This is a genomic window from Bradyrhizobium sp. STM 3561, assembly GCF_045571455.1.
Classification (GTDB): domain Bacteria; phylum Pseudomonadota; class Alphaproteobacteria; order Rhizobiales; family Xanthobacteraceae; genus Bradyrhizobium; species Bradyrhizobium vignae.
Genome location: NZ_CP120695.1, coordinates 1,311,970 through 1,336,912 on the forward strand (window position 1 = coordinate 1,311,970; position 24,943 = coordinate 1,336,912).

General features: G+C 64.8%; 22 protein-coding genes. 10 read left to right on the forward strand and 12 right to left on the reverse strand.

The genetic code is table 11. The features are described 5' to 3' along the window. The first annotated feature begins 17 nt into the window (after window positions 1-17). The 5 genes from P6U28_RS05975 to P6U28_RS05995 all read left to right on the forward strand — a co-directional run bounded on the left by P6U28_RS05975 (window position 18) and on the right by P6U28_RS05995 (window position 5,585). Entirely contained in the window at window positions 18-1,076 is a 1,059-nt protein-coding gene (locus P6U28_RS05975) for a hypothetical protein (RefSeq protein ID WP_122404458.1), read from the forward strand. A 285-nt stretch (window positions 1,077-1,361) separates the two neighbouring features. After that, entirely contained in the window at window positions 1,362-2,966 is a 1,605-nt protein-coding gene (locus tag P6U28_RS05980; protein ID WP_407121945.1) for a beta-(1-6) glucans synthase, read from the forward strand. A gap of 221 nt (window positions 2,967-3,187) precedes the next feature. Next, a complete protein-coding gene (gene groES / locus P6U28_RS05985; protein WP_164937067.1) occupies window positions 3,188-3,502 on the forward strand; it encodes a co-chaperone GroES in 315 nt (104 codons plus the stop codon). Window positions 3,503-3,538: 36 nt separating this feature from the next. Next, window positions 3,539-5,158, forward strand: a complete 1,620-nt coding sequence (gene groL, locus P6U28_RS05990; protein WP_407121946.1) for a chaperonin GroEL — start codon at window positions 3,539-3,541, stop codon at window positions 5,156-5,158. A gap of 91 nt (window positions 5,159-5,249) precedes the next feature. Beyond that, window positions 5,250-5,585, forward strand: coding sequence for a hypothetical protein (locus P6U28_RS05995; RefSeq protein WP_122404455.1), 336 nt, complete (start codon window positions 5,250-5,252; stop codon window positions 5,583-5,585). 111 nt (window positions 5,586-5,696) lie between these two features. Here P6U28_RS05995 and P6U28_RS06000 read toward each other — a convergent pair whose 3' ends face one another. The 5 genes from P6U28_RS06000 to dctP are packed head-to-tail and all read right to left on the reverse strand — an operon-like array spanning window position 5,697 to window position 11,566. Beyond that, window positions 5,697-7,217: a malonyl-CoA synthase gene (locus P6U28_RS06000; protein WP_129144790.1), complete on the reverse strand. Its 1,521-nt coding sequence runs from the start codon at window positions 7,215-7,217 to the stop codon at window positions 5,697-5,699. Continuing rightward, window positions 7,214-8,623 (reverse strand): malonyl-CoA decarboxylase, encoded by a 1,410-nt coding sequence (locus P6U28_RS06005; protein WP_129144791.1) that lies wholly within the window; start codon window positions 8,621-8,623, stop codon window positions 7,214-7,216. The genes P6U28_RS06000 and P6U28_RS06005 overlap by 4 nt, the downstream gene beginning before the upstream one ends. Before the next feature lie 17 nt (window positions 8,624-8,640). Continuing rightward, the gene (locus P6U28_RS06010) at window positions 8,641-9,996 is read right to left on the reverse strand and encodes a TRAP transporter large permease (RefSeq protein WP_129144792.1); all 1,356 of its coding nucleotides are present in this window, start codon (window positions 9,994-9,996) and stop codon (window positions 8,641-8,643) included. Next, window positions 9,993-10,550 (reverse strand): TRAP transporter small permease, encoded by a 558-nt coding sequence (locus P6U28_RS06015; protein WP_407121947.1) that lies wholly within the window; start codon window positions 10,548-10,550, stop codon window positions 9,993-9,995. Before P6U28_RS06015 ends, P6U28_RS06010 begins: the two co-directional genes overlap by 4 nt. After that, window positions 10,547-11,566, reverse strand: a complete 1,020-nt coding sequence (gene dctP / locus P6U28_RS06020) for a TRAP transporter substrate-binding protein DctP (RefSeq protein ID WP_407121948.1) — start codon at window positions 11,564-11,566, stop codon at window positions 10,547-10,549. The genes P6U28_RS06015 and dctP overlap by 4 nt, the downstream gene beginning before the upstream one ends. A gap of 123 nt (window positions 11,567-11,689) precedes the next feature. Between dctP and P6U28_RS06025 the strand changes: the two genes are divergently transcribed. Continuing rightward, window positions 11,690-12,373, forward strand: a complete 684-nt coding sequence (locus tag P6U28_RS06025; protein WP_122404449.1) for a GntR family transcriptional regulator — start codon at window positions 11,690-11,692, stop codon at window positions 12,371-12,373. A 56-nt stretch (window positions 12,374-12,429) separates the two neighbouring features. Here P6U28_RS06025 and ftsH read toward each other — a convergent pair whose 3' ends face one another. Beyond that, a complete protein-coding gene (gene ftsH / locus P6U28_RS06030; protein WP_129144795.1) occupies window positions 12,430-14,271 on the reverse strand; it encodes an ATP-dependent zinc metalloprotease FtsH in 1,842 nt (613 codons plus the stop codon). A 347-nt stretch (window positions 14,272-14,618) separates the two neighbouring features. On the opposite strand from ftsH, the gene P6U28_RS06035 reads away from it, so the two are divergent. The 3 genes from P6U28_RS06035 to P6U28_RS06045 all read left to right on the forward strand — a co-directional run bounded on the left by P6U28_RS06035 (window position 14,619) and on the right by P6U28_RS06045 (window position 17,900). Continuing rightward, complete coding sequence (locus P6U28_RS06035) at window positions 14,619-14,981, forward strand: copper resistance CopC family protein (protein ID WP_122404447.1); 363 nt, start codon at window positions 14,619-14,621, stop codon at window positions 14,979-14,981. 7 nt (window positions 14,982-14,988) lie between these two features. Further along, the gene (locus P6U28_RS06040; RefSeq protein WP_129144796.1) at window positions 14,989-16,644 is read left to right on the forward strand and encodes a copper resistance D family protein; all 1,656 of its coding nucleotides are present in this window, start codon (window positions 14,989-14,991) and stop codon (window positions 16,642-16,644) included. 68 nt (window positions 16,645-16,712) lie between these two features. Then, on the forward strand, window positions 16,713-17,900 hold the full coding sequence (locus P6U28_RS06045) for a CaiB/BaiF CoA-transferase family protein (protein WP_129144797.1): 1,188 nt from the start codon (window positions 16,713-16,715) through the stop codon (window positions 17,898-17,900). Between the two features lie 33 nt (window positions 17,901-17,933). On the opposite strand, the gene P6U28_RS06050 is transcribed toward P6U28_RS06045, so the two are convergent. The 4 genes from P6U28_RS06050 to P6U28_RS06065 all read right to left on the reverse strand — a co-directional run bounded on the left by P6U28_RS06050 (window position 17,934) and on the right by P6U28_RS06065 (window position 22,184). Continuing rightward, window positions 17,934-18,617: an SDR family oxidoreductase gene (locus P6U28_RS06050; RefSeq protein ID WP_164937072.1), complete on the reverse strand. Its 684-nt coding sequence runs from the start codon at window positions 18,615-18,617 to the stop codon at window positions 17,934-17,936. Beyond that, the gene (locus tag P6U28_RS06055; RefSeq protein WP_129144799.1) at window positions 18,614-19,813 is read right to left on the reverse strand and encodes an exo-alpha-sialidase; all 1,200 of its coding nucleotides are present in this window, start codon (window positions 19,811-19,813) and stop codon (window positions 18,614-18,616) included. Before P6U28_RS06055 ends, P6U28_RS06050 begins: the two co-directional genes overlap by 4 nt. Beyond that, window positions 19,810-21,234 carry a sodium:solute symporter family protein gene (locus tag P6U28_RS06060; protein ID WP_122404443.1) on the reverse strand — a complete coding sequence of 475 codons (1,425 nt, stop codon included), beginning with the start codon at window positions 21,232-21,234 and terminating at the stop codon, window positions 19,810-19,812. Before P6U28_RS06060 ends, P6U28_RS06055 begins: the two co-directional genes overlap by 4 nt. A gap of 227 nt (window positions 21,235-21,461) precedes the next feature. Further along, complete coding sequence (locus P6U28_RS06065) at window positions 21,462-22,184, reverse strand: DUF72 domain-containing protein (RefSeq protein ID WP_129144800.1); 723 nt, start codon at window positions 22,182-22,184, stop codon at window positions 21,462-21,464. Window positions 22,185-22,272: 88 nt separating this feature from the next. Here P6U28_RS06065 and P6U28_RS06070 point away from each other — a divergent pair, with 88 nt between their 5' ends. After that, on the forward strand, window positions 22,273-22,488 hold the full coding sequence (locus P6U28_RS06070) for a hypothetical protein (RefSeq protein ID WP_122404441.1): 216 nt from the start codon (window positions 22,273-22,275) through the stop codon (window positions 22,486-22,488). Window position 22,489: 1 nt separating this feature from the next. Here the strand turns inward: P6U28_RS06070 and P6U28_RS06075 are convergent, their stop codons facing one another. Together P6U28_RS06075 and P6U28_RS06080 are read right to left on the reverse strand one after the other, a co-directional pair. Continuing rightward, window positions 22,490-23,638 carry an amidohydrolase gene (locus tag P6U28_RS06075; RefSeq protein WP_129144801.1) on the reverse strand — a complete coding sequence of 383 codons (1,149 nt, stop codon included), beginning with the start codon at window positions 23,636-23,638 and terminating at the stop codon, window positions 22,490-22,492. A 185-nt stretch (window positions 23,639-23,823) separates the two neighbouring features. Beyond that, on the reverse strand, window positions 23,824-24,912 hold the full coding sequence (locus P6U28_RS06080) for a mandelate racemase/muconate lactonizing enzyme family protein (RefSeq protein WP_129144802.1): 1,089 nt from the start codon (window positions 24,910-24,912) through the stop codon (window positions 23,824-23,826). Window positions 24,913-24,943: the final 31 nt, after the last annotated feature.

The window sequence follows — 24,943 nt, forward strand, 5'->3', positions numbered from 1 at the left end:
AACGTCCGGAGAAACGAATGAGCATTAAGAACAGTACGTCGGATGACGTGCAGGCCTATCGCGCGGTCGAGCGGATTTATCACTCCTATCTTACGGGTCTCATCCTTCATCTCTCGTCGCGCGCCGGGGCGGCTCGCGCTGCTGAGATCGTGTTCAGAATGTTCCGCCGCCAGCAAGCGACCCATTTCGTCGCTGGCCTCAAAAAGCTCGGTTTGGACGGCTTGCCCCATGCAGTCGCCAGCGCACAGTACAACTACCTCGCCAATCAGATCGGCGGCGTAAAGGTCGAATACGTCTATGAGAGCGACAAGAAGGCATGGATTCGTTATCCGCCTCCCCGGTGGCTTTGGTATGGTACCGCAATCTGCGGAATTCCCTCGGAAGTGTCTCGCGGGATGCTCAGGGGATGGCACGGCAATAACGGCGTGGTTCTCGGTAACCCTCGCCTGGGCTTCGTCTGCACGGGACAGACCGTCGACGGGCAGCCCGGCCTGGAGGGATATTACCGGGAGTACGATCACGAACTTTCTCCGGAAGAGCGGCTGCAATTTTCGCCCGGAGAGCGATGCCCTCCATTCAGGCCAGAACTTGCGCCACGCCTTGGCGAAACGAATTGGCCAGAAAGTCGCTTGAGAAAGGCCCTCCGCAATTACGCGATGGACTACATCACGTCGATCCTGCCTGAAATGATGTCGGTGCTCGGACCGGCCGAGGGAGGTCACCTGGGAGGTTTAGCCGCTCGATTGATCGGCATGCACACGTTCGACGATGTTGCGTCCATGCTCGGTGGAGTGGACCGAGGTGTCGCAGGTTTTGCAACCGCACTTACGAGGCTGTTACGTGGCCAAGGCGATGACGCCGAGATGCATCTTGAAGGCAGCACGGCGATCGTAAGGCAAACGACGTGGCGCCTCATGTCTGGGAGGGAGCAAATGTCTCCCGCCATATTCGATGCGTGGAATGAGCTGTGGCTGGGCGCTGCACTGGCTCACGATCGTTTCATGCGCGTCACCCTGATCAGCCGCCGAGATGCCGGTGATCCGGTCTGGGCATGGGAGATTCGACAGGGCCATTGAATGAATTGACCTGAATCAACCAGCTTGTGGGAACGCGAGCGATCCTATAATTGGGTTGGAAGCGACCTTGAACCAATTCACTTGCATGATCCTCCCGTTTTTCATGCAGTTGCGATCGCAGGCGTGCGCTTTGGAGCAATGCGACGCGTCCGCGACATCGCAGCAAGTGAAAAGCCGTACCTCACGTGTGATCAGTTGGTCCATCCTCGGAAAGCAAGCTGGTTCTCCAGGCTGCTGCTCCCGCCAAGCGGGGAGGTCAAGGCCGTCGCGCCTGCCACGAGGCCAGTGTATGGTCTCCGCGTTTCGCTCGCGCTCTTCCTGATATCGCTGGGCGCCATCGCCGCCGTGTGGTGGTGGTTGGGGACGCCAGTCCATTTGGTGCGCGCACCCATCGATCCAAACGAAAAGGTCCAATGCATCTCATACGCCCCGTTCCGCAGCCATCAGACCTCGCTTTCGTCCGCGACGCAGGTATCGCGTGAGCAGATCGCGGAAGATCTCGCCCAGCTTGCGGAGATATCCGACTGCATCCGTACCTATGCGACCGATCTTGGTCTCGACCAAATCCCCGAGCTTGCAGCCCGAGCGGGGTTGAAGGTCGTCCAGGGTATTTTCCTCGACAAGGACCAGCAGAAGAATCGAGCGCAGATCTCAACGGCGATACGCCTCGCCAGGGAGTATCCCGGGACCGTCATCGCGTTGGTGGTCGGCAACGAGACCTTGTTGCGCAAGGACATAACGGTCTCCGATCTCGCCGACACGATCCGCTCGGTCAAGGCGCAGGTCAGTGTCCCCGTGACCTATGCCGACGTCTGGGAATTCTGGCTCAGCAGTCGTGAGCTCTACGACGCCGTCGACTTCGTCACGATTCACATCCTGCCATATTGGGAGAACGTGCCGATTCCGGCAGAAGCGGCTGCCACGCACGCCGACGCAATACGCCGGCAGGTCGCGGCGGCCTTTCCGGGCAAGGAGATCCTGATCGGCGAAGTAGGCTGGCCGAGCCAGGGACGGATGCGGGGATCGGCGTTGCCGTCGCGTATCAACCAGGCCCGGGTGGTCTCGGAGGTTCTCGACCTCGCCCGGCGCGAGAATTTCCGCTTCAACCTGTTCGAGGCCTACGACGAATCCTGGAAGCGAGAGATCGAGGGCACAGTCGGCGGATCATGGGGCCTGTTCGGAGGCGAGCAGCGCGTGCTCAAATATCCTGCCGGCATCCCCGTCAGCAACTTTCCGCTCTGGAAGCTGCAAATGAGCTGCGGAATTGCGCTCGCGACCCTGGTGTTCGCCGCGGCATGGTTGACCTCGCGTCGCAAGCCCGCGAGCCCTGGCCTGGCTTCATGGCTCGGGGTGGCGATATCGGCGACGGCAGCCGGAATCCTGTTTGGCGTGGACGCCCAAAAGGTGTTCTTTGAAAGTGTCGGAGCGGGTGGCTGGCTCCTTTGGAGTTCTCTGCTGCTGGCCGCGACGGTTTCGCCGGTGCTTGGTGCCAACGCTCTCATGTCGGGGCGCCCACCGCCGAGTTTTCAGGAGTTGCTCGGTCCGAAAGGCTACCGGACGGAAACGATGGTCGCGACCATGCACGGGTTGGCCTTGATCGTGACCGTCGTGATCGGTGCGGCCACCGCACTAGGGCTCGTGTTCGACCCGCGCAACATCGATTTTCCTTTTGCAGCACTCACCATGGCAGCGTTGCCTTTCGCAGCGATGACGCTGCTCAATCCATCCGGGAAGGGAGATCGCCCTGTGGCGGAGTCGCTGTTTGCCGGCGTGTTCGTCGGAGCGGCGATCTATGTGACCGTCAACGAGGGGACGGCGAACTGGCAGGCGATGTGGACTTGCGCCGCCTACCTCCTGCTTGCCGCGACGCTGTGGCGGGCCCGCGCCTGAGAAGGGCACGACATGACCCGCCGTGCCTGCGCGAGCACCACCTTGATGCGGCCGATCGAGAGCGTTGAACTTTGAGCAGGCGGGTGCGCAAGGATGCGACAAAAAATTTTCACCGAGTCCCCTTGAACAAAGATGAACCTGTTCCTAGGTCGTTTGCCGCCCGGGGGCCGGTTCCGGACCCGGATTTTGGACATCGCTGAACCTACCCAAGGAGGATGTGCATGCATTTCCGCCCGTTGCACGATCGCGTGCTCGTGCGCCGCGTCGATGCCGAGGAGAAGACCGCCGGCGGCATCATCATTCCCGACACCGCCAAGGAGAAGCCGCAGCAGGGCGAGATCATCGCCGCTGGGCCGGGTGCGCGTAACGAGCAAGGCCAGCTCGTGCCACTCGACGTCAAGGTCGGCGACCGGGTGCTGTTCGGCAAGTGGTCAGGCACCGAGGTCAAGATCGATGGCGAAGAGTTCTCGATCATGAAGGAAAGCGATCTTCTCGGCGTGGTCGAACAGGGCGGCACGCTGAAGAAGGCGGCGTAACACTGACGGTCATCGAACAGAAAGGAGAGTGGCAACATGGCTGCCAAGGACGTGAAGTTCGCGACCGAGGCTCGCGAGCGCATGCTGCGGGGCGTCGACACGCTGGCGAATGCGGTGAAGGTCACGCTCGGTCCAAAGGGACGCAACGTCGTCATCGAAAAATCGTTCGGCGCGCCGCGCATCACCAAGGACGGCGTCACCGTCGCCAAGGAGATCGAACTGGAGGACAAGTTCGAAAACATGGGCGCCCAGATGGTGCGCGAGGTCGCGTCAAAGACCAGTGATCTTGCCGGAGACGGCACCACGACGGCGACGGTGCTGGCGCAGGCCATCGTCAAGGAAGGTGCCAAGGCCGTCGTCGCCGGCATGAACCCGATGGACCTCAAGCGCGGCATCGACCTTGCCGTGGAGGCGATCGTGACCGATCTCAAGTCGCACGCCAAGAAGGTCACCTCCAACGACGAGATCGCCCAGGTCAGCACCATCTCCGCCAACGGCGACACCGAGATCGGCCGCTTCCTGGCGGACGCCATGCAGAAGGTCGGCAATGAGGGCGTGATCACGGTCGAGGAAGCCAAGAGCCTGCACACCGAACTCGAGGTGGTCGAGGGCATGCAGTTCGACCGCGGCTATGTCTCGCCCTACTTCGTCACCAACCCGGAGAAGATGAGGGTCGAGCTCGAAGATCCCTATGTGCTGATCCACGAGAAGAAGCTCTCCAGCCTGCAGTCGATGCTCCCGCTGCTCGAGCAGGTCGTGCAATCGGGCAAGCCGCTGCTGATCATCGCTGAGGAGGTCGAGGGCGAGGCGCTTGCGACTTTGGTCGTCAACCGTCTGCGCGGCGGCTTGAAGGTCGCCGCCGTCAAGGCGCCGGGATTTGGCGATCGCCGCAAGGCGATGCTGGAGGATATCGCGATCCTCACCGGCGGCACGGTGATCTCCGAAGATCTCGGCATCAAGCTCGAGAACGTCACAGTGAAGATGCTGGGCCGTGCCAAGAAGGTGGTGATCGACAAGGAGAACACCACGATCGTCGATGGGGCCGGCGCCAAGAAGGACATCGAGGCGCGAAGCCAACAGATCAGGACGCAGATCGAGGAAACCACCTCGGATTACGATCGCGAGAAGCTGCAGGAGCGGCTGGCCAAGCTCGCCGGCGGCGTCGCGGTGATCCGGGTCGGCGGAGCGACCGAGGTCGAGGTGAAGGAACGCAAGGATCGCGTCGACGATGCCCTGCATGCGACCCGGGCTGCTGTCGAGGAGGGTATTCTACCTGGCGGCGGCGTTGCACTGCTGCGCTCCCTCAAGGCGCTCGACGGCGTCAAGACCACCAATGCCGACCAGAAGGCGGGGGTCGAGATCGTGCGTCGCGCCATCCAGGTGCCGGCCCGGCAGATCGTTCAGAATGCGGGCGAGGATGGCTCCATCGTCGTCGGCAAGCTCCTCGAAAATCAGACCTACACCTGGGGCTTCAATGCCGCGACCGGCGAGTACCAGGACATGGTCCAGGCCGGCGTGATCGATCCTGCCAAGGTGGTGCGCACCGCCTTGCAGGACGCGGCCTCGGTCGCTTCGCTGCTCATCACGACCGAAGCGCTGGTCGCTGACAAGCCGAAGAAGACAGAAGCGGCAAGCGCCCCCGCCATGGACTTCTAGAGACGAGCGAGCCCGGCCGAGCGGCCGGGCTCGTTCTTCGCGTGCTCTGTTCTGATCAATTGGATCTGTTTTCGAACGAAAGGAGGATGAGATGATCAACGATCGTGCTTTCTCCGCTCGCGGGGAAGCCACCCAGAAAACGCTGCGGCGACTCGCCGCCTTGGCCGTTGGTGCCGGCCTCTCCCTCGTGCCCTTCGCAGCCTACGGCGCCGAAAGCTCGAGCTCCGCCGCCAAGGCGGCGGACACTTTCGAGCGGCTGGCCTTGCCGCCGATCCCGTACCTGGACACGATGCCGTGGTCGAGCTGGCAACGGGGCAGCCCGACTATGAAGGTGGATACGCTGCTGTCGCCGGTTCTGGGGCCATCCGGTATCCGGCTCGATGTCACGCCGCTGGATCGGAACCGTCCAGAGCCTGCCATGAGCTGAGGTCGTAGAGCGGCCGGGAGATCGCTACCTCCCGGTTCTCGCCCGCCGCCATCGACGTCGCGCTATCAGGATCTCGGCAGCCCAATGCAGAGGGGGAAACGCCGCGGGGGACTACGCCCGCCCGGAATAGAGATCTGCAAAGCGTTCGCGCAAGACGTTCTTCTGCACTTTTCCCATCGCGTTGCGCGGCAGCCCCTCGACGAACACGACGCGCTTCGGCTGCTTGAACTTTGCCAATCGTCCCGACAGTGCCGCGAGAATGGCGCGTTCGTCGACCGATGAGCCCGGCGACCGAACCACCGCCGCGGTGACACCCTCGCCAAAATCGGCGTGCGGCACGCCGACGACCGCGCTTTCGGAAACGCCGGGAATCGCGTCGATCTCGGTTTCGATTTCCTTGGGATACACGTTGAACCCACCGGTAATGATGAGGTCCTTGCCGCGCCCGACGATGTGCAGATAACCATTCGCATCGAATTTGCCGAGATCGCCGGTGATGAAGAAGCCGTCGGCACGGAACTCGGCCGCGGTCTTGTCCGGCATGTTCCAGTAGCCCGCAAAGACGTTCGGCCCCTTCACCTCGATCATGCCGACCTCGCCAACGGGGAGCATTGCGCCGGTTTCGGGATGGGTGACGCGAACCTCGACGGCGGGAAGCGGCCGGCCGACCGATCCGGCGATGCGAGACCCCTCATAGGGATTGGAGGCGATCATCCCGGTCTCGGTCATGCCGTAGCGTTCCAGAATCGCGTGCCCGGTCCGCTCCTTCCAGGCCCGGTGTGTCTCGGCCAGAAGCGGCGCCGAGCCGGCGACGAAAAGCCTCATGTTGGCGGTGCTTCGCTCGTTCAGGTCAGTGCTCTCGAGCAGGCGGACATAGAAGGTCGGCACGCCCATCAGAACCGTGCTGCGCGCCATCGTTGCCAGAATGCGTTCGGCGTCGAACTTCTGCATGAACAGGATGCGCGCGCGTGCGGCGAAGCTGACGTTGCAGGCGACGAAGAGCCCGTGAACGTGATAGATCGGCAGGGCATGGATCAGCACGTCCTTGCTCGAAAAACGCCACTCCTGGACGAGCGTCAGGGCGTTCGAAGAAAGATTGCCGTGTGTCAGCATGGCTCCCTTCGAGCGGCCGGTCGTGCCCGACGTGTAGAGGATGGCCGCAAGATCGTCAGTCGTCCTGGCGACGGTTTCAAATCGCACCGGGAAGTCTGCCGCAGCTTCGACGAGCGAACCCTTGCCGCGGTGATCGAGCGTCTCGACGCGGCCGCCCGCCTTGGCGGCGATGGCGCGCAACTCGGCCTCTTCCCTGGGATCACACACGATCAATGTCGGCTGCGCGTCGCGGATGAAATACTCGGTCTCAGTCGGCGTATAGGCGGTGTTGAGGGGCAGATAGACCGCGCCAGTGCGCAGCGTTGCGAGATAGAGCGCGACCGCCTCGACGGATTTCTCCACCTTGACCGCGACGCGGTGGTTCGGGCCGATGCCGATACTGGCGAGGAAGTTTGCGAACCTGCCGTTCAGCGCAGCAAGTTCGGCATAGCTCAACGCCGTGCCGTCGTCCTTCTCGATGCAGATGGATTGGTCGGACGCCGCGCCGGCCAGCAGGCGATCGTACAGGTTCGAGGTCATGACGAGATCTTCCGTTGCGAGTTGGTGTGAGGACTGGGAACGAGGTCCCGCGATGACAGTTTCGCGCGAAGCGCCTTCTTCACCTTGTCGGACGCGACGACCGTGCCATGCTCGGCAAAGGCCTCGTGGTTCGCCTCGATGCGCTCGAGCGCGTAGAGATAGTTCACCATCAGCCCGTAGGATTGCTTCATGCCCTTGGCGGAGGCATCGCCGAGGAAATTCAGCCGTTCCAGGCGCGCGCCGTTACCGAGATGGAAGCGGGCGACGGGGTCCACCGGCTTGCCTGACGGCAGTTTCGCCTTCAGGAAGTAATAGGCGGCGAGCGCCGTGATCGCCTCCTTTGCCTGCGCGATGTCGCCGCCGTCGTCGAGCGCGGCCAGCGCGCGTCGCGTCTCCTCATCGATCGCGGCGGAGGCCTCGGTCTTGAGCTCGCGCCGCACCCAGCCGGCAAAGCCGGGAACGGGAGACAGCGTGACGAAGGTCTTCAGGTTCGGCAGCTCGCGGGCGAGGTCCTGCACCACCTGCTTGATCAGGAAATTGCCGAACGAGACGCCGGCCAGGCCCTTCTGCGTGTTCGAGATCGAGTAGAACACGGCCGTTGTCGCCTCGTGCGCGGCAATCGCCTCGCGCGATTTGTCTAGCAATGGGCCGATCGCGCCGGGAATCTCCTTCGTCAGCGCGACCTCGACGAAGATCAGCGGCTCGTCGACCAGCTGCGGATGAAAGAATGCGTAGCAGCGGCGATCCGGTGGCTCCAGTCGGTTGCGTAAGTCGTCCCAGTCTTGGATGGCGTGGACGGCTTCATATCTGATGATCTTTTCGAGGATGTTGGCCGAGGTGGTCCAGTCGATCGGTCGCAGCACGAGAAAACCCCGGTTGAACCAGGACGAGAACAGATGAACGAAATCGTCGTCAACCGGCTGGAGCTCGGGATGCTCGCGCAGCAGCGCGAGCAGCACCTCGCGCATCCGCACCAGCGACGATGTTCCACCGGGCGCAAGGTTGAGGCGCCGGATCAGCTCCTGCCGGCGCGGCTCTGCGGCAGCATGGAGCGCCTCGAGTTTGCTCCCGTCGCCGCCCTCCTTGCGCTGGTAGGCGGCGATCGCGAGCTCGATCGCGCGCCGGTCGGGCCCGAACCGGTCGGCGAGGGAGGATAGAAACTTGAGCCGCTGCGGCTCGGCCGCCCGCTCGAAGGCCGCAAGCAGCGATTGCGCGATCGCAACGCCGGAGGCTTCGCCGCGCCGGGAAAGTAGCGCCTCGCCGAGAAGCTCGAGGTCGCGATCCTCGCCGACATCGCGATCCGGCTTGATGCCGAGAACCGCGCGGCCGCGTTGCGTCAACGTGTCGATCAGCCCTTGCAGGAATTCGGGCGCCGCAATGCGTCCGGATCGGATGTCGTTCAGCATCGTTCATGCCTCCTCGGTCAACGCGACGGCGCGCCCATCACCAGATTGGGCAGAAAAGTGGAGATCGACGGCACCAGGCAGAGCAGGACGACCGCGAACGCCATCAGCAGGACGAAAGGCAGCGTGCCCCAGATCACGTCCCGCAACGGGATGTCGGGCGCGATGTTCCTGATGACGAAGATGTTGAGTCCGACCGGTGGATGGATGAGGCCCATCTCCATCACGATCGTCATCACCACGCCGAACCAGATCAGGTCGAAGCCGGCGTCCTTGAGCGGCGGCAGGATGATCGGCGCGGTCATCAGGATGATCGAGACCGGCGGCAGGAAAAAGCCGAGCACGACCACCAGCACCAGGATCGCGCCCAGCAGCACCCATCGCGACAGCTGCATCGCCACGATCGCCTGCGCCGCCGCCTGGCTGATGTGGAGATAGCTCATCACATAGGAGTAGAGCAGCGACATGCCGATGATGAGCATCAGCATGGTCGATTCCTTCAGCGTCGATTCCAGGATCGGGCCGAGATCCCGCGGGCGCCACACGCCGTAGATCGAGGCGATCAGGACCAGCGCCAGGATGCCGCCGAGGCCGGCGGTTTCCGAGGGCGTCGCATAGCCGCCATAGAGCGCGATCATGACGCCGCTGAGCAGCACGACGAAGGGCAGCACGCGCGGCAGCGCGCCGAACCGCATCGCCATGGTGAAGCGCTCATTCGACAGGATCGGATGCTGCGCCGGATCGGCCGCATAGGCGCGCTGCGCCGCGTTGTATTCGGCCTTGAACCTCAGCACCGCGTAGATCGCGAACAGCAGCACCAGCAGGAGGCCCGGTCCGATGCCGGCGAGGAAGAGGCGTCCGAGCGACTGCTCCGCCGCGACCGCGTAGAGGATCATGGTGATCGAAGGCGGCAGCAGGATGCCCAGCGTACCGCCGGCGGCGATCACGCCGGCGGCGAAGCCGCCGGAATAGCCGCGCTTGCGCATCTCGGGGATGCCGGCCGAGCCGATCGCCGAGCAGGTGGCCGGAGACGATCCGGCCATCGCGGCGAACAGCGCGCAGGCAAACACATTGGCGATGCCGAGACCGCCGGGAATGCGGCCCATCCAGACATGCAGTGCGCTGTAGAGGTCCTGTCCCGCCTTCGACTTGCCGATCGCGGCGCCCTTCAGGATGAAGAGCGGGATCGCCAGCAGCGTGATCGAGGCCATCTCCTCGTAGACGTTCTGCGTCACCGTATCGAGCGATGCGGCGGGCATGAAGTAGTACATGAAGACGACGGCGACCGCGCCGAGTGCGAGGGCGATCGGCATGCCCGAGGCCATGACGGCGAGGGTCGCACCACCATACATCAGTCCGACGGCAAGCGTGCTCATTTGCTCCTCCATGCGTCGATGCTCGCGGCGAGCTGAAGCGCGATCTGCAGCGTCATCAGGGTCATGCCCAGCGACATCATGCTGTAGGGAATCCACAGCGGCGGAGCCCAGGTCGATCCGGACACCTGGCCGTCGACCCAGGCTTCGTGGAACAGCGTCCAGGATTTCCAGGCGAAGAAGCCGCAGAACAGCAGGCTCGCCATGTCGACCACGAGCATGCGGATCGCGTTGCCGCGTTTCGACAGATAGCCGGTGAGGGCCTCGATGCCGATATGGCCGCGCCCGGCCTGCACGAACGCGGTCGACAGGAACGTGGCGCCGACCAGCAGGAACACCGCGGCCTCGTCCTGCCAATAGGTGGCCGCGTTGAAGAAGTAGCGCGTGCCCACGCTGTAGCTCAGGATCGTGCTCGCGACGATGAGCGCGATCGAGCAGAGCACGACGATTGCCCTGTTGAGCAGGGTCATCGCGCGGCTGATGCGTCCCACGGGGGAGCCGGAGCGCGCCGCGGGCACGGCGGCGGAATGGCCGAGATCGATGCCGTGCGCGCTCATGAGCCGGCCTCCATGGCAAGCTTGATCAGGCGGGCGCAGTTCTCGTTCTTGCCAGCGTAGTCCTTCCAGGCGGTGTTGCGCGCAAGCTCACGCCAGGCCTGAACCGTCTTGTCGTCGAGATCGTGCACCGTCGCGCCGGCGGCCTGGTAGACCTTGGCGACGCGGACGTCGTCCTCCACGGCCGCAGCGCGGCCGAACGCTTCGAGCTCGGTGCCGACCGAGACGATGATGTCGCGCTCCTCGCTCGAAAGCCGGTCGAACACCGCCTTCGACATCACGAGCGGCTCGAGCATGAACCAGTAGCTCTTGGCTCGCCCGGTCGTCAGATGCTTGGCGAGCTCCTCCAGGCGGAACGAGGTCAGGCTGGTGGACGAGGTGAGGGCGGCATCGCAGGCGCCGGTCTGCATCGCCGCATAGAGTTCGTTGGAGGGCAGCGACAGCACCGAGGCGCCGGCAGCCTGCACCACGAGATCCATCTCGCGCGAGCCGCCGCGAATCTTCATGCCCTTGGCATCGCCGACCTCGACCAGGGGGCGCGCACGGCTGGCGACGCCGCCGGCCTGCCAGATCCAGGTGATGATGACGAGACCCTTGGCGGCAAGGAATTTGCTGAACTCCTGGCCGATCGGCTTGTTCTTCCAGCCGAGGCCTTCGTCGTAACCGGTGACGAGGCCCGGCATCAGGCCGATGTTCAACTCGGGAAGATCGCCGCCGGCGTAGGAGATCGGGATGAGGCTCATGTCGAGCGCGCCTTTGCGCATCGCTGAGACCTGCACGTTGGTCTTCATCAGCGACGAGCCCGGATAGATCTCGGCGGTCATCGCACCTTTGCTGCGCTCCTGGATCTGCGCCGCGAAACGCCGGCAGAGCCGGTCGCGGAAATCGCCCTCGGTTGCGGTGCCTCCAGGAAACTGGTGCGAAATCTTCAGGGCCGTGGCCGCACGCGCCTCTCCGAACCGGAGCAGCGCCGGGGCCGCGATGCCCAGGGCCAGGGCTTGGCGTCTCGAAATCCTCATTCCATACCTCCCGTCGCCAAATTGCATTTTTTATTTCTGATCTTGCATACAATTACCATATGAACTGCATGCTGTATGTTTTGTCAAGGGTATGGTATGGAACTGTGAGATCGGATGTATACAATGAGCCAGGCCTTCAGACTGAAGCAGTCGATCGAAGACGCTGTGATTGCAGGGGAATTTCAGCCCGGCGATCGCTTGGACGAAGCCTCGCTGGCGGAGCGATTCGGCGTGTCGCGGACACCCATCCGGGAAGCGCTGCTGCAGCTCGGGGCCGAAGGCTTCATCGATGTTCGCCCGCGACGCGGCGCCATTGTCAGCGTCCCGTCACCAACCCGGCTGTTCGAGATGTTCGAGACCATGGCCGAGATCGAAAGCGCCTGCGGACGGCTGGCCGCACGGCGGCTGACGCCGGACAATGATGCGGCGATGGAAGCTGCGCACCGGGCCTGCGAGACGGCCGCGCGGAACGGCGACAGCGAGCAGTACTACGCCGACAACCGCAACTTCCACGAAGCGATCTACCGCGCCAGCCGCAACAGCTTCCTGGCCGATCAGGCTTTCGCCTTGCACAAGCGCTTGAGTGCCTATCGCCGCATCCAGCTTCGGGCGCGCAACCGGCTGCTGCAATCGCTGCAGGAGCATGCCGGCATTCTGGAAGCGATCCGTGCCGGCGACGAGCAACTGGCCGCAACCCGCCTCCACGACCACGTCCTGGTGCAAGGCGAACGGTTCTCGGACATGGTCCTTGGCCTTTCACCCGGCGGCCAATCTCCTGCCGAAAGCAGGAGGCAGACGGCGAAATAGACGTGGCCGCCAGCATCTGGTCTGGGACGCAGACCGGCTGCCGTGCGGCGCGCCAGTTAGATGGCCCGCAGCCCTTCCTTGGGCATCTCCCGGATCAGCGCATCGATATCGTTCTGCTCGAGCGTCTCCTTCTCCAAGAGCTTCTTCGCGGCGCGGTCCAGGATCGGCCGGCGCGTGTTCAGGATGCCCTGGGTGCGTTGGAAGACCTGATCGAGGATGGCCTTCACCTCGCGATCGACCGCGGCTGCAGTCTCTTCCGCATAGTCGCGCTCGCGCGCCGGATAGGGGCGGTCGGCGCCGGCAAGGAAGTTGCCGGGATCGCGCTCGTAGGCGACGCCGCCCAATCTCTCGGACATGCCGTAGCGCGTCACCATGCTGCGGGCGATGTCGGTCACGCGGCGCAGATCGTCGGCCGCACCCGTGGACAAATGACCGAACACGATCAGCTCCGCGGCGCGGCCGCCGAGCAGCACCGCCATCTTGTTCTCCAGCTCCTCCTTGGTCATCAGGAAGCGGTCTTCGATCGGTCGCTGAATGGTGTAACCGAGCGCGCCGACCCCGCGCGGGATGATCGAGACCTTGTGCACGGGATCGGTCCCCGGCAACGAGAGGGCGACGAGGGCGTGGCCCATCTCGTGATAGGCGACGATCTCGCGTTCCCTGGTGTTGAGCAGGCGGTTGCGCTTTTCGAGGCCCGCGACCATGCGCTCGACCGCATTGTTGAAGTCAATCATGCTGACCGCGTCGGCCCCGCGACGTGTCGCCAGAAGCGCCGCTTCATTGACGAGATTGGCGAGGTCCGCGCCCGTGAAACCCGGGGTGAGCGCTGCAACGGCGTCTGCATCGACGCCATCCGCCAGCCGCACCTTCTTCATGTGCACCTTCAGGATCTCGATGCGGCCCTTCTTGTCGGGCCGGTCGACCAGCACCTGCCGGTCGAAGCGGCCGGCGCGGAGCAGGGCGGGATCGAGGATTTCGGGCCGGTTGGTGGCGGCGAGGATGACGAGCCCCGACCGCGAATCGAAGCCGTCGAGTTCGACGAGCAGCTGGTTGAGCGTCTGCTCCTTCTCATCGTGGCCGCCCGCGAAAGCGCCGATGCCGCGGGCGCGGCCGAGCGCGTCGAGCTCGTCGATGAAGATGATGGCCGGAGCCTTTTCATGGGCCTGCTTGAACAGGTCCCGCACCCGCGCGGCGCCGACGCCGACGAACATCTCGACGAACTCCGAACCCGAGATCGAGAAGAACGGCACTCTGGCCTCGCCGGCAACGGCCTTCGCCAGCAGGGTTTTGCCTGTGCCCGGGGGGCCGACCAGCAGCACGCCTTTCGGCATGCGGCCGCCGAGTCGGCCGTAGTCGGTCGGGTTCTTCAGGAAATCGACGACCTCGCGAAGCTCGTCCTTGGCCTCATCCACTCCGGCGACGTCGGCAAAGGTGACCCCGGTGTTGGATTCGACATACACCTTGGCCTTGCTCTTGCCGATGGCCATCAGCCCACCGCCGATCCCGCCGCCTTCCGCCATGCGGCGGCCGATGTACCACCAGACCCCGAAGAACAGCAGCACGGGCATGACCCACGACAAAAGGTCACGCAGAAACGTGCTCTCGATCTGGCCGGTGAATCGGACGTTGTATTTCTCCAGCTCCTGCGCAACGTCCTGATCGACGCGCGTGGTGACGAATTGTTTTTGGCCGCCGGGCAGCGGCTCCTTCAGTGTGCCCTGCAGGGTGCGGTCGGAAATGCCGACGGCATCGACTTTCCCCTGGCGCAGCAATTGCTGGTATTCACTGTAGGGGATCACGGCGGTCTGGTGCGCCGTGGAGATCAGATACTGGATCAAGAAGACCGCGAAGATCGCGGCCACAGCATATCCAAGATTGAAACGGATATTCTTGTTCATGCGAGAGCCAGATCCGATCGTGTTGCGGCCGCGCCGCGTCGAGGCGCATTTTTGCGCGCTCGGGCCCGGTACGCGGCCGGACCTGCATCGTTATCGACAAAACTTCTCCTGCTGCCTTCAGTTCCGGATACGCCAGTGCGCTTGGGGTGAGAGGCGCAGGCCGGGCCCTTGCTCAGCCGCCGCAGCCGGTGTGTCGCAGCGGCAACAGCCGGTGCTTTTCCGCGGGTTGTAACCGGGTTGGCGCTCGCGCGCCCTTGCGAAGGGCGTCCCGGTTCCAACATAGGCACGGACCACGCGCCGGCGGGCGGTGCGGTGGCGAGACGGCTACCGGCAGCGAGTGAGCAATCATGCGCGTGTTCGTTCGAATCGCGATCCTTCTATCTGCCATCTGGTGTCTAGCCGACCCGAACGCAGCTTGCGCACACGCCATCATCGTGTCGTCCTCGCCGGCGGCCGGTGCGACCGTATCGGGCGATGCGGTCGCGATCAGCCTGCATTTCAACAGCCGGATCGATCGCGCCCGTTCCAAGCTGACGCTGCTGGCTCCGAACGGCGCCGCGCAGGCGCTGACGCCCGCGGCCGATGCGCCGGCCGACGAGCTCAAGGCCGAGGCGGCGCGGCTTTCCAGTGGCGCATGGCACCTGCGCTGGCAGGTGCTGAGCGTCGACGGACACATCACGCGCGGCGACATTCCGTTCATCGTTCACTGACCTCACCTTGTACCTGTTTCTCGACATCTTCGGCTATCTGTCGGTCGTCCTGCGCGGCCTGATCCTGATCGCCCAATCCTTCGCACTCGGCGGTCTCGCCTTTCAGATGCTTTTGTGGGGGCCGTTGCAGCCGCAGCTCTCCGTGTTCGGCCTCTCGATCGAGGAGAAATGCCTGACGGTGCTGAAGGCCAGCGCCTTCGCGTGGGCGATCCTCACCGTCGCCTCGCTCGGCCTCAATACCGCCGCGCTGGTCGGAACGCTCCAGGTGCCCTGGAGCGAAGCTGTCACCGCCGATTTCGGCCGGGCGGACTTCGTCATCGCGATATGTGCATTCGGCCTTGCCGTACTGGCGAATGGTCGCGCGCAGGCCCTGCGATCCGCTGCGCTCCTCGCGCTTGCGCTGCTCGCGCTCGCGATGCAGACCAGGCTGACCCACGCGGCGAGCCGGCCGGTCGTCAGCTGGCCGCTGCTCCTGTCCGATGCCGGACACATGCTGGGCGCCGCGACATGGATCGGCGGGCTTCCCTATTTCCTGATCGCGCTGAACGGCTGCAAGTCGCCTTCCGACTGGCGTCTCATCGCACGGCGCTACTCGCTGATGTCCATGGCCGCAGTCGCGGCGATCGTCGGCGGCGGTCTCGTCATGGCCTTCGATTACATCGGCTCAATCGAGGCGATCTACGGCACCGCCTATGGCGTCATGACCCTCGCCAAGGTCGGGTTGCTGCTGATGCTGCTCGCGCTTGGCGCGGGCAATTATTTCCTGGTCGAGCGGCTGCGGCGCGACGCCGCAACGCCCATCCTCCGCCTCAAGCGCTTCGCCGAGGTCGAGGTCGGCATCGGTCTCACCGTTCTGCTCGCCGCTGCGTCGCTGACGTCATTGCCGCCCGGCGTCGATCTTTCGCGCGATCGCCTGAACTGGCAGGAGATCGTCGAGCGCGCTACGCCGCAATGGCCGCCGCGCCTGACCAGCCCGGACTACGACAAGCTGACCATCGCGCAGCTCCAGGCCAGGATCAGCGTGTCCGATGCCGGGCGCAGCAGCGCGCCATCCGCCTACGTTCCCGGCGAAGGCACGATCCTGCCGCGCAACGCCGAGGACATCGCCTGGTCCGAGTACAATCATCACTGGGCCGGCGTCTTCGTGGTGTTGATCGGGCTGCTCGCCTTGATCGAGCATTTTCGCTGGGGCCGCTGGGCGAGGCACTGGCCGCTGCTGTTTCTCGCGATGGCCGCCTTCCTGTTCCTCCGCGCCGACGAGCAGGCCTGGCCGCTCGGGCCGGCCGGTTTCTTCGAGTCGCTTCGTGATCCCGAGGTGGCGCAGCATCGGATCTTCGTGCTGCTGATCGCCGCGTTCGGCCTGTTCGAATGGCGCGTGCGGCTGCGCGGCGACAAGGCCGGACGCGCAGCGCTGGTGTTTCCCCTGACGACCGCGCTCGGTGGTGCGCTGCTGCTCACGCATTCCCATGCCATCGCCAACATCAAGGACCAGCTGCTGATCGAGATGAGCCACACACCGCTGGCGCTGTGCGGCATCGCTGCCGGCTGGGCGCGCTGGCTCGAATTGCGTCTCGACGGTCGCGTCCGCGAGGTCGCGGCGTGGATCTGGCCAGTCGCCTTCGTCCTGGTCGGGCTCGTCCTGCTGGACTACCGCGAAGCCTGAGCGCCCGCTGCCATCTTGCCGTGGCAACCATTCCCTGTAATCTGATCAAAACACCGGGGAAGAGGCCGATGGGAGGAGTTTTGGAGGGCGTGCGCGTGCTCGATTTCGGGCGCTACATCGCCGGGCCCTATTGCGCGACCTTGCTGGCGGAGTTCGGGGCCGACGTCATCCGAGTCGAGAAGCGCGACGGCAGCGAGGATCGTTTCGTGGCGCCGGTGGGCGAAGGCGGCGAGGGCGCACTGTTTCTCCAAGTCAATCGCAACAAGAAGTGCATCACGCTCGATCCGATGAAGGCGGAAGGCCAGGGGGTGATGCGCCGCCTGATCGCGACCGCGGACGTCGTGGTGGCCAATCTGCCGCCGCAGACCCTGCGCGCGATGAAGCTCGATTACGAGTCGTTGAAGGCGATCAAGCCGGACATCATCCTGACTACGGCGACTGCGTTCGGCGGGCCGGGCCCCTGGTCTGACCGCGTCGGCTTCGACGGCGTCGGGCAGGCGATGTCGGGCTCGGTCTACATGACGGGCGCGGGCGATCCGCCGTATCGGGCCGCGGTGAACTGGGTCGATTTCGGCACGGCGCTGCATTGCGCGTTCGGCACGCTCGCCGCGCTGATCGAGCGCGGCAAATCCGGACGCGGGCAGATCGTCGAGGGCGCGCTGCTCGCAACCGCGCTGTCCTTCACCAATGCCAGCCTGATCGAGCAGGCGGTGATCAACGTCAATCGCGTTCCGACCGGCAATCTCGGCCAGACCGCAGCGCCGGCCGACATCTACCGCACGAAGGACGGCTGGGTGCTCTGCCAGGTCACCGGCCATCCGCTGTTCAAGCGCTGGGCGAGGCTGATCGGCGAGGAGGAGCTTTGGCTGAACGATCCGCGCTTTGCCGACGACATCAGCCGCGGAAACAACGGCCGCATCATCAGCGAGCGGATGGCGCGCTGGTGCGCCGAGCGCACCACGCAGGAAGCCGTCGACGCGCTGGGCCAAGCGATGATTCCGACCGGTCCCGTCCTCAGCCCGCAACAGGCGCTGGATCATCCGCACATCCGCGCCGCCGGTTTCATGCAGGACGTCGATTATCCGGGCCTGCCGAAACAGGCGCCGGTCGCCCGCGCCGCGGTGCGGCTGTCGGAAACGCCGGGCAACATCGCAACGCGTCCGCCGACACTCGGCGAGCACACCGATCTCATCCTCGCCGAGCTCGGCTATGACGAGGCGGCGATCGCGGCGCTTCGGCGAGGCGGCATTATCTAGCTATCAGGGTGCAAGCTCTGGGATGGCGGGCGCTCAAAGCGAGCTGCCGCCGCAGATGACCAGCTGCTGTCCGGTGATGGCGGCGGCTTCGGCCGAGAGCAGGAAGGCGACTGCGCCGGCCACTTCCTCGGGGCGGATGTAACGGCCGAGTGGCGGCAGTCTTGGTGCAACATCAGCGCGCGAGGGATTCTCCAACATCGGCGTCTCGGTCGCAGCCGGCGCAACCACGTTGACCGTGACGCCACGCGGTGCAAGCTCCATTGCCCAGGACCGGGCCAGCGCGATCAGCGCCGCCTTCGTCGCGGCATATTGCCCGCGTCCGGGCGCACCCGATGCGGTTCGGCTGCCGATGAAGACGATGCGCCCGCCCTGTGGAAGGCGCGGTGCCAGGGCGTCGGCGAGACGCTCGGCAACCTCGACATGCAGCCGCCACATCGCCGCTCCCGCCTCGTGATCGAGCGACCCGAGCTGACCGACCCTCAGCATCCCGGCGGCATGAACCAGTGCGGTCGGCGCGATGCCCGCGACGGTGTCCGCGATGGCCCTGACGTCGGCAAGGTCGAGCGACACATGATCGAAGGCCGGATGCTCCAACAGACCGGGCCGCCGGCTGATCCCGGTGACGCGCCAGCCGTCGCGCAGCAGCCGCTCGACGATCGCAGCGCCAATCCCCGAACTGGCGCCGGTGACGAGAGCGTGAGGCCGCATGTGCATCATCTCAGTCCCGGGCGCCGCGCGTTCACCCATGGTTCGGTCACACGCACATATTTGATGGCGCGGCGGTGGAAGGTGAACGCCATGTGGAGCGCGCCGTCGGCGGTCTGCTTGATGGACGGATAGGACAGCTCGCGATTGCTTTGCTCGCGCGAATTGTTGGTCATGCAATAGCCATCGCCGGTCTCGACGTTGCGCCTGGTCCAGCTCCGTCCACCGTCGGCCGAGACCGCCAGCGTCATCGGTGCCCGCGGCGCACCCCAGAAGGCGGTGCGTCCGTTCGCCGTGCTGCCGTCGGCGGCGAGGACCGGTGGCAGATTATCTTCGATTTCGTCATAGAGCGAGAGCCGACGCCCGGTTGCGTCATTGGCGCTCGAGTCGTTGAACACGAGTGCGAGATGGCCGTTCACGAGACGCGTAAACTGGATAGACGAGTTGTTGTTGGGAAGCGCGGTCGCAACCGGCGCCGACCAGCTGCTGCCGTGGTCGACGGACCTGCTCTGATAGATGTTGTCGGCCCAGCGGCTGCGATACAGCGCGAGCAGCGAGCCGTCGTCGAGGCGCGCGACGCACATATGCACGCAGCCCCGGCTGCCGGGGACGTCGACGTCCCGCCAGGTCGCGCCGGCATCCGACGAGATCTTCACCGCGCTGGTGTCCTCGTCGCCGTTCCATTTCCGGCCCGGTGTGCTGTGGCAATAGAACACGGGCAGTAGCCAGTCGCCATTGTCGAGCACGACGACCGGCTGGCGGATGAAGGTGCCGCGGCCGCGCTGCTCCGGGAACAGCGTCTCGATCGGGCCCCAACTCTTGCCATTGTCACGCGAGAGGCGGCGGCGGATCAGCGCGGTGTCCTGGTTTCCGGCGAGCTGAGCCGTCCACATCAGCCACAGCGTGCCGTCGGGAGCGGGAAACAGCACCGGGTTCTGCTCCGAACGTCCGGTGTCATCGGAGAGCTTTTCGGCAGGCGACCACTGTGTCGCGCCGCGGGATAGGCGTGAAAAATAGATGGAGATATCCGACATACCCTCCTGCGTGCCGCCGAACCAGACGCAAGCCAGATCGCCGCCCGCGAGCGGCATGAGATTGGCGGCGTGGTTCTGGACGCAAGGCGAGGGGATGAAGGCGTCGAACCGTTCGGGATCACCGGCCACCGCGCGGACGACGCCATCGGCGACGATCTCCATGTCGGCGATCATGTCGAGGTCCTTTCCATCAGGGCATTTCGTTGCGCCGCCCGCGCGCTGGGCGAGCGGCCCAGCACCAGGTGCTCGATTGCCATCACGATCAATGGCGTCGCGGCGGCGACGTACATGTTGTCGATGCCGAACGGGTTGCCCAGCAGGTACCAGACCGTGGTCGACACCGCCGCGCCGATCAGCCCGGCCGTGGCGCCGCGGTTGCTGGCAAACAGCGGCAGATAGAAGCCCATCATCGCCACCATCGTGATCGACAGGCGCAGCGCGCGCGTGAAGAACGACAGCTTGAGGATCTCCGGAACGAAGAAGACGAAGACCAGCGGCACGATGCCGATCAGCACCGAGAACACGCGGGTCATCTTCAGCTCGCGCTCCGGCGTCGGCTTCCAGTATGGAACGTAGAAGTCGCGCACCACGAGCGAGGCGATCGCGAGCGCCACCGTGCAGACGCTGACGAAGATCGAGGCGACGAGCGAGGTGGTCACGAAGGCCGAGGCCAGCGGCGGCATCTTCTCGAGGAACACCGGCAGGGCGTAGAGGCTGTTCATGTCGGGATAGAGGAATTTCGCGGCGACACCGACCAGCGCGAGCAGGATGCCGAGCGGCAGGCAGAACGCGGCAGCATAGAAGGTCGCCTTGCGTGCGTCGTCGGCGCTCGGCGTCGAGGAGATCGCCTGGACGATGAACTGCGTCGAGAAGATCGCGCCGACCGTGCCGAAGGTCCAGGCAAAGATGGTCGCAAAGCCGATCTTGCCGTCCCAGCTGAAATAGTAGGCGGGCAGCTTGGCCTGCATCGGCGCAATCCCGCCGGTCAGCGACATCGCCACCGCAAAAATGATGAGGATGCCGACGACCTTGATGGCGCTGTGCAGGATCGTCACCCAGGCGACGCCCTTCAAGCCGCCGAACACGTAGTAGAAGGTGCTGACGAATGCGATGATGCACATCGCGACGGGCAGGCTGACATGGAGCGCGGTGGCGATCGCGGCTGCCCCGCTGACGTAGTTGCCGACGTTCACCAGCAGCAGGGCGTAGATCATGATCACCGATACCGTGAGCATGGTCGACTTGCCGTATTTCTGCGCGATCGCGGCCGAGATGGTGTATTCGCCGGAATTGTAGAGCTTCTTCACCATCAACAGCCCGAACAGCAAGAAGCCGATCGAGGCGCCGAGCACGGCCCAGCCTGCCGCGATGCCCGATTGGAAGGCCTCCTGCGCCGTGCCGACGGTCGACTTGGCCCCTACGAATTCGCTCATCATCAGCACGCCGACGACGACGGCCGGCATTGCGCGCGCGCCCGTCATGAACTGATCGCTGGTTCGGCTGCGCAGCTTCAGCGTGAGCCAGGACGTGAAGGCGATATAGGCGACGATCATCGTGACGATGAGCGTGCTCTCGCCGTTGAGGATGGCTTGCATCGTTGACGTTTCCTCTGGTGACGCGGACGCGGTGTTGTGAGCCCGCTGTATCCGACTGGATCGGTGTTCGGAATGCGAACAATTGTTCTTTGTCCCCATTAGACCTTCCCGGACAACATGCGTCAAGCGCGCTGAGGCGGGGCCGCCCGGCAGGCGTGCGATCAGCGGGATTCTGTTTGCTTGGTCCAAGGGAAGGCCGGATTGCGCGGCGAGCCGGCGTCCGCCTGCTACAGCAATTGCTTCAACGCCTCTGCATCGGCCGGCGCTGCGCTCTTCTGGTCGTTGTCGAAATAGACGTAGACGTCGCAGCCCTGCCGCTTCCACGACTTGATGCGCTTCGCCCATTGCGTCAGCATGGCCTTGGTGTAGTGCCCGTGATAACGCCCGCTCGGCCCGTGTCCGCGCACATAGACGAAATCCGCGGTGCGCTTCCACGGCGCCGGCGCATCGTGATGATCGGACAGGCACAGCGAGATATTCTCGTCGGCCAGCATCCGCAGGATGCGCGGCTGATACCAGCTCGGATGACGGAATTCGAAGCTGTAGCGCCGCTTCCGTGACAACAGCTTGAAGAAGGACGCGAGCCGGTCCGCATTCGCCTCGAACTGCGGCGGCAGCTGGAACAGGATCGGGCCGGCCTTACCGCCGAGCCGCGAGATGCGGTCCTCCAGCAGCTCGAGGCTGTTGACCGAGCGGTCCGACAGGCGCTTCCAGTGCGTGATGAATTTCGACGCCTTCCAGGCGAACACGAAATCGCGGCCGGTCTGCTCGCGCCATCCCTTCACCGCTTCCGGCGTCGGCGTGCGGTAGAACACGCCGTTCAGCTCGGTGGTGTCGAACTGCCCGGAGTAGTAGCGCAGCTGCTGCTTCAGCGTCACGCCCTCGGGAAAGAACGGGCCTCGCCAGGAGGCATAGTGCCAGCCGGAGGTTCCGATCAGAACGCGCGCCATCGCTCACGTGCCATCCGTTGCCATTTGCCGGAGGGAACGTCCGTGCGGCCGATACGTTGCTCTGGGCATCAACGCAGGACCGGAACCGATGTACGCGCTGTTCGAAGGCAACAAGCAGATCGGCAATCCCTTTCCGACCGAGAAGGAGGTGTGGGAAGCCGCCTTGATCGAGGGCCTCGTGACCGACGTCCCCGTCGCGGACGAGGAGGGCGGCCACCTGTTGCCCGCCGGCTATCATGTCGAGCGGGTGGACGAGGTTTGCGAGCCGCGGCCGGATTGGAAGCTGCCACACGAGATCTCGTGAGCTAGTTCGAGGCCAGCGCCGTCTTGGCGACCTCAGCCATCCAACCGGAGGCCACCGGCAGGATCGCGTCGTTGAAATCGTAGCGCGGGCCGTGCAGCTCGGCGCCCTCGCGTAACTCGCCATTGCCGATCCAGACAAATGCGCCCGGCCGCTGCTGCAGGAAGTGGGCAAAATCCTCACCGGCCATGCTGGGCGCAAGGTCGCGCCGCACGGGCGCCTGCACCTTTTCCGCGGCGATACGCGCGAGCTCCGCTTCGGCCGGCGTGTTGATCACGACGCCGACGCCCATGACGATCTCGGGCGTGACCTTGACGCCAAAGCCGGTCGCAATCCCCGCGCAGGTGCGTTCGATGCCATCGAGGATGGTGCCCTTGACCGCCTCGCGGTGGTACCGCAGCGTGCCGCGGATGGTGACGCGTCCGGCGATCTGGTTCGGCGCGGTGCCGCCTTCGATCGTGCAGAGCGACAGCACGGCAGTGTCGAGCGGATCGACGCCGCGCGAGGTGACCGATTGCAGCGCCACGATCAAATGGCCGGCGGCCACCACCGGATCGCGCGTCAGATGCGGCATGCCGGCGTGGCCGGCATGGCCCTCGATGGTGATGGTGATGCGCCCGCCGGAGGCCATGACGACACCGTCATGGACCGCGATGGTGCCGGCGGCAAGGCCCGGCCAGTTGTGGAAGCCGAATATCCGCTCCATTGGAAAGCGGTCGAACAGCCCCGCCGCGACCATCGCGCGCGAGCCGCCGAATCCTTCTTCGGCCGGCTGAAAGATGAAATCGACCGTGCCGCTCCAGTCGGCGTCGGCGGCGAGCAGTGCTGCTGCGCCGAGCAGCGAGGCGGTATGGCCGTCATGGCCGCACGCATGCATCACGCCCGATGTCTTTGAAGCGTAGGCCAGGCCGGTGTCCTCGGTGATCGGCAGCGCATCCATGTCGGCGCGCAGGCCCACCCGGCTGCGGGCGTGCCCGCGCGTCAAGGTCGCGACGATGCCGTGCCCGCCGATGTTGGCTTCAAAGGGGATGCCGAGCTCGGCGAGCCTGTCCTGCACGAAGGCGGCTGTGGCTTTTTCCTGGAGCGACAATTCGGGGTGGGCATGCAGGTGCCGGCGCCACGCGGTCAGTTTCTGGTGGAGTTCGGGGGACAAGGTGGGTGTCTCTCGCAAGTTGTCTGCCGCCACCTTAGCGGATTATCGGGCCTACGCATCCCACGCAGGGGTATGGCTCGCGTGCAGCCGCATCGTCATGGCCGGGCTTGACCCGGCCATCCACGTCTTGCTTCGCAGCTGAAAAGAACGTGGATGCTCGGGACAAGCCCGGCATGACGGGTGCCCTAAGGCGCCAGCTTCGCAAGGCCCTTCCAGTCAAAGCCGATGCCGTGCCCCGGCCGATCAGGCGCCAGCGCCAGCCCGTCCTTCAGCACCAGCGGATGCTCGATATATTTGTCCAGCCCGAACCCGTGCGCCTCCAGATAGGAGCGGTTCGGGCAGGCCGCGAGCAGGTGCACGGTGATGTCGTGCGCGCCGTGGCTGGTGACCGGCAGGTTGAACGCTTCCGCCAGCCGCGCGATCTTCATGAAGGCAGTGACGCCGCCGCAATTGGTGACGTCGGGCTCGGGATAGGACACCGCGCCACCGGCGATGTAATTCTTGAACTCCCACAGCGAGCGCAGATTCTCGCCCGCCGCGATCGGCACGCCGCCGGCCTGCATGATGCGCGCGTGCCCGGCGACGTCGTCGGGAATGATCGGCTCCTCCAGCCAGGTCAGGTCATAGGGAACGAAGGCACGCGCGGCCCGGATCGCCTCCTCGACCGTCCATTTCATGTTGGCGTCCGCCATCAGCGGAAAGCCGTCGCCGAGATGCTGTCGCATCGCGGAGACACGCGCGATGTCGGACTTGAGATCGGGCCGGCCCACCTTCATCTTGATGGCGCGAAATCCCTTGGCGAGGTTGTCGTCGGTCTGCTCGAGCAGCGCATCGACGGAGAGATCGAGGTCGATGCCGCCGGCATAACACGGCACGCGCGCGTCAAAACCGCCGAGCAGGCGGAACAGCGGCAGCTTGGCGCGGCGCGCCTTCAAATCCCACAGCGCGATGTCGAGCGCGGAGAGCGCCAGCACCACCGGCCCGCCGCGGCCGCCATAATGCAGCGTCCACCAGACGTGATTCCAGATCGCTTCGGTGTCGTCGGCCTCGCGCCCTTCGATCAGTGCAGGGATCTCGCGCGCGAGAATGTCGGCAACAGAACCGCCATTGCGGCCGACGGTGTAAGTGTAGCCGACACCCTCGGCGCCATCGGCATCACGGATGCGGCAGGTGATCAGCTCGAACGCGGCGATCTCGCCATGGGTGGAGTCGGAGAGCGTAATAGGGAGAGGGATCCGGTAGAGTCCGGTCTCGGTCGTCGCGATGCGCGCCATGGTTCCTTCCTGTTTTTTTCTTGCAGGCTAG

Bases quoted from the DNA above. Each gene is read 5' to 3' on its own strand.
- P6U28_RS06010 (WP_129144792.1), bottom strand. From the start codon at position 9,996: ATGAGCACGCTTGCCGTCGGACTGATGTATGGTGGTGCGACCCTCGCC.
- P6U28_RS05975 (WP_122404458.1), top strand. From the start codon at position 18: ATGAGCATTAAGAACAGTACGTCGGATGACGTGCAGGCCTATCGCGCG.
- P6U28_RS06050 (WP_164937072.1), bottom strand. From the start codon at position 18,617: ATGATGCACATGCGGCCTCACGCTCTCGTCACCGGCGCCAGTTCGGGG.
- P6U28_RS06045 (WP_129144797.1), top strand. From the start codon at position 16,713: ATGGGAGGAGTTTTGGAGGGCGTGCGCGTGCTCGATTTCGGGCGCTAC.
- P6U28_RS06005 (WP_129144791.1), bottom strand. From the start codon at position 8,623: ATGCTGAACGACATCCGATCCGGACGCATTGCGGCGCCCGAATTCCTG.
- groES (WP_164937067.1), top strand. From the start codon at position 3,188: ATGCATTTCCGCCCGTTGCACGATCGCGTGCTCGTGCGCCGCGTCGAT.
- dctP (WP_407121948.1), bottom strand. From the start codon at position 11,566: ATGAGGATTTCGAGACGCCAAGCCCTGGCCCTGGGCATCGCGGCCCCG.
- P6U28_RS06060 (WP_122404443.1), bottom strand. From the start codon at position 21,234: ATGCAAGCCATCCTCAACGGCGAGAGCACGCTCATCGTCACGATGATC.
- P6U28_RS06000 (WP_129144790.1), bottom strand. From the start codon at position 7,217: ATGACCTCGAACCTGTACGATCGCCTGCTGGCCGGCGCGGCGTCCGAC.
- ftsH (WP_129144795.1), bottom strand. From the start codon at position 14,271: ATGAACAAGAATATCCGTTTCAATCTTGGATATGCTGTGGCCGCGATC.
- P6U28_RS06065 (WP_129144800.1), bottom strand. From the start codon at position 22,184: ATGGCGCGCGTTCTGATCGGAACCTCCGGCTGGCACTATGCCTCCTGG.
- P6U28_RS06080 (WP_129144802.1), bottom strand. From the start codon at position 24,912: ATGGCGCGCATCGCGACGACCGAGACCGGACTCTACCGGATCCCTCTC.
- P6U28_RS05995 (WP_122404455.1), top strand. From the start codon at position 5,250: ATGATCAACGATCGTGCTTTCTCCGCTCGCGGGGAAGCCACCCAGAAA.
- P6U28_RS06035 (WP_122404447.1), top strand. From the start codon at position 14,619: ATGCGCGTGTTCGTTCGAATCGCGATCCTTCTATCTGCCATCTGGTGT.
- P6U28_RS06015 (WP_407121947.1), bottom strand. From the start codon at position 10,550: ATGAGCGCGCACGGCATCGATCTCGGCCATTCCGCCGCCGTGCCCGCG.
- P6U28_RS06025 (WP_122404449.1), top strand. From the start codon at position 11,690: ATGAGCCAGGCCTTCAGACTGAAGCAGTCGATCGAAGACGCTGTGATT.
- groL (WP_407121946.1), top strand. From the start codon at position 3,539: ATGGCTGCCAAGGACGTGAAGTTCGCGACCGAGGCTCGCGAGCGCATG.
- P6U28_RS06070 (WP_122404441.1), top strand. From the start codon at position 22,273: ATGTACGCGCTGTTCGAAGGCAACAAGCAGATCGGCAATCCCTTTCCG.
- P6U28_RS06055 (WP_129144799.1), bottom strand. From the start codon at position 19,813: ATGATCGCCGACATGGAGATCGTCGCCGATGGCGTCGTCCGCGCGGTG.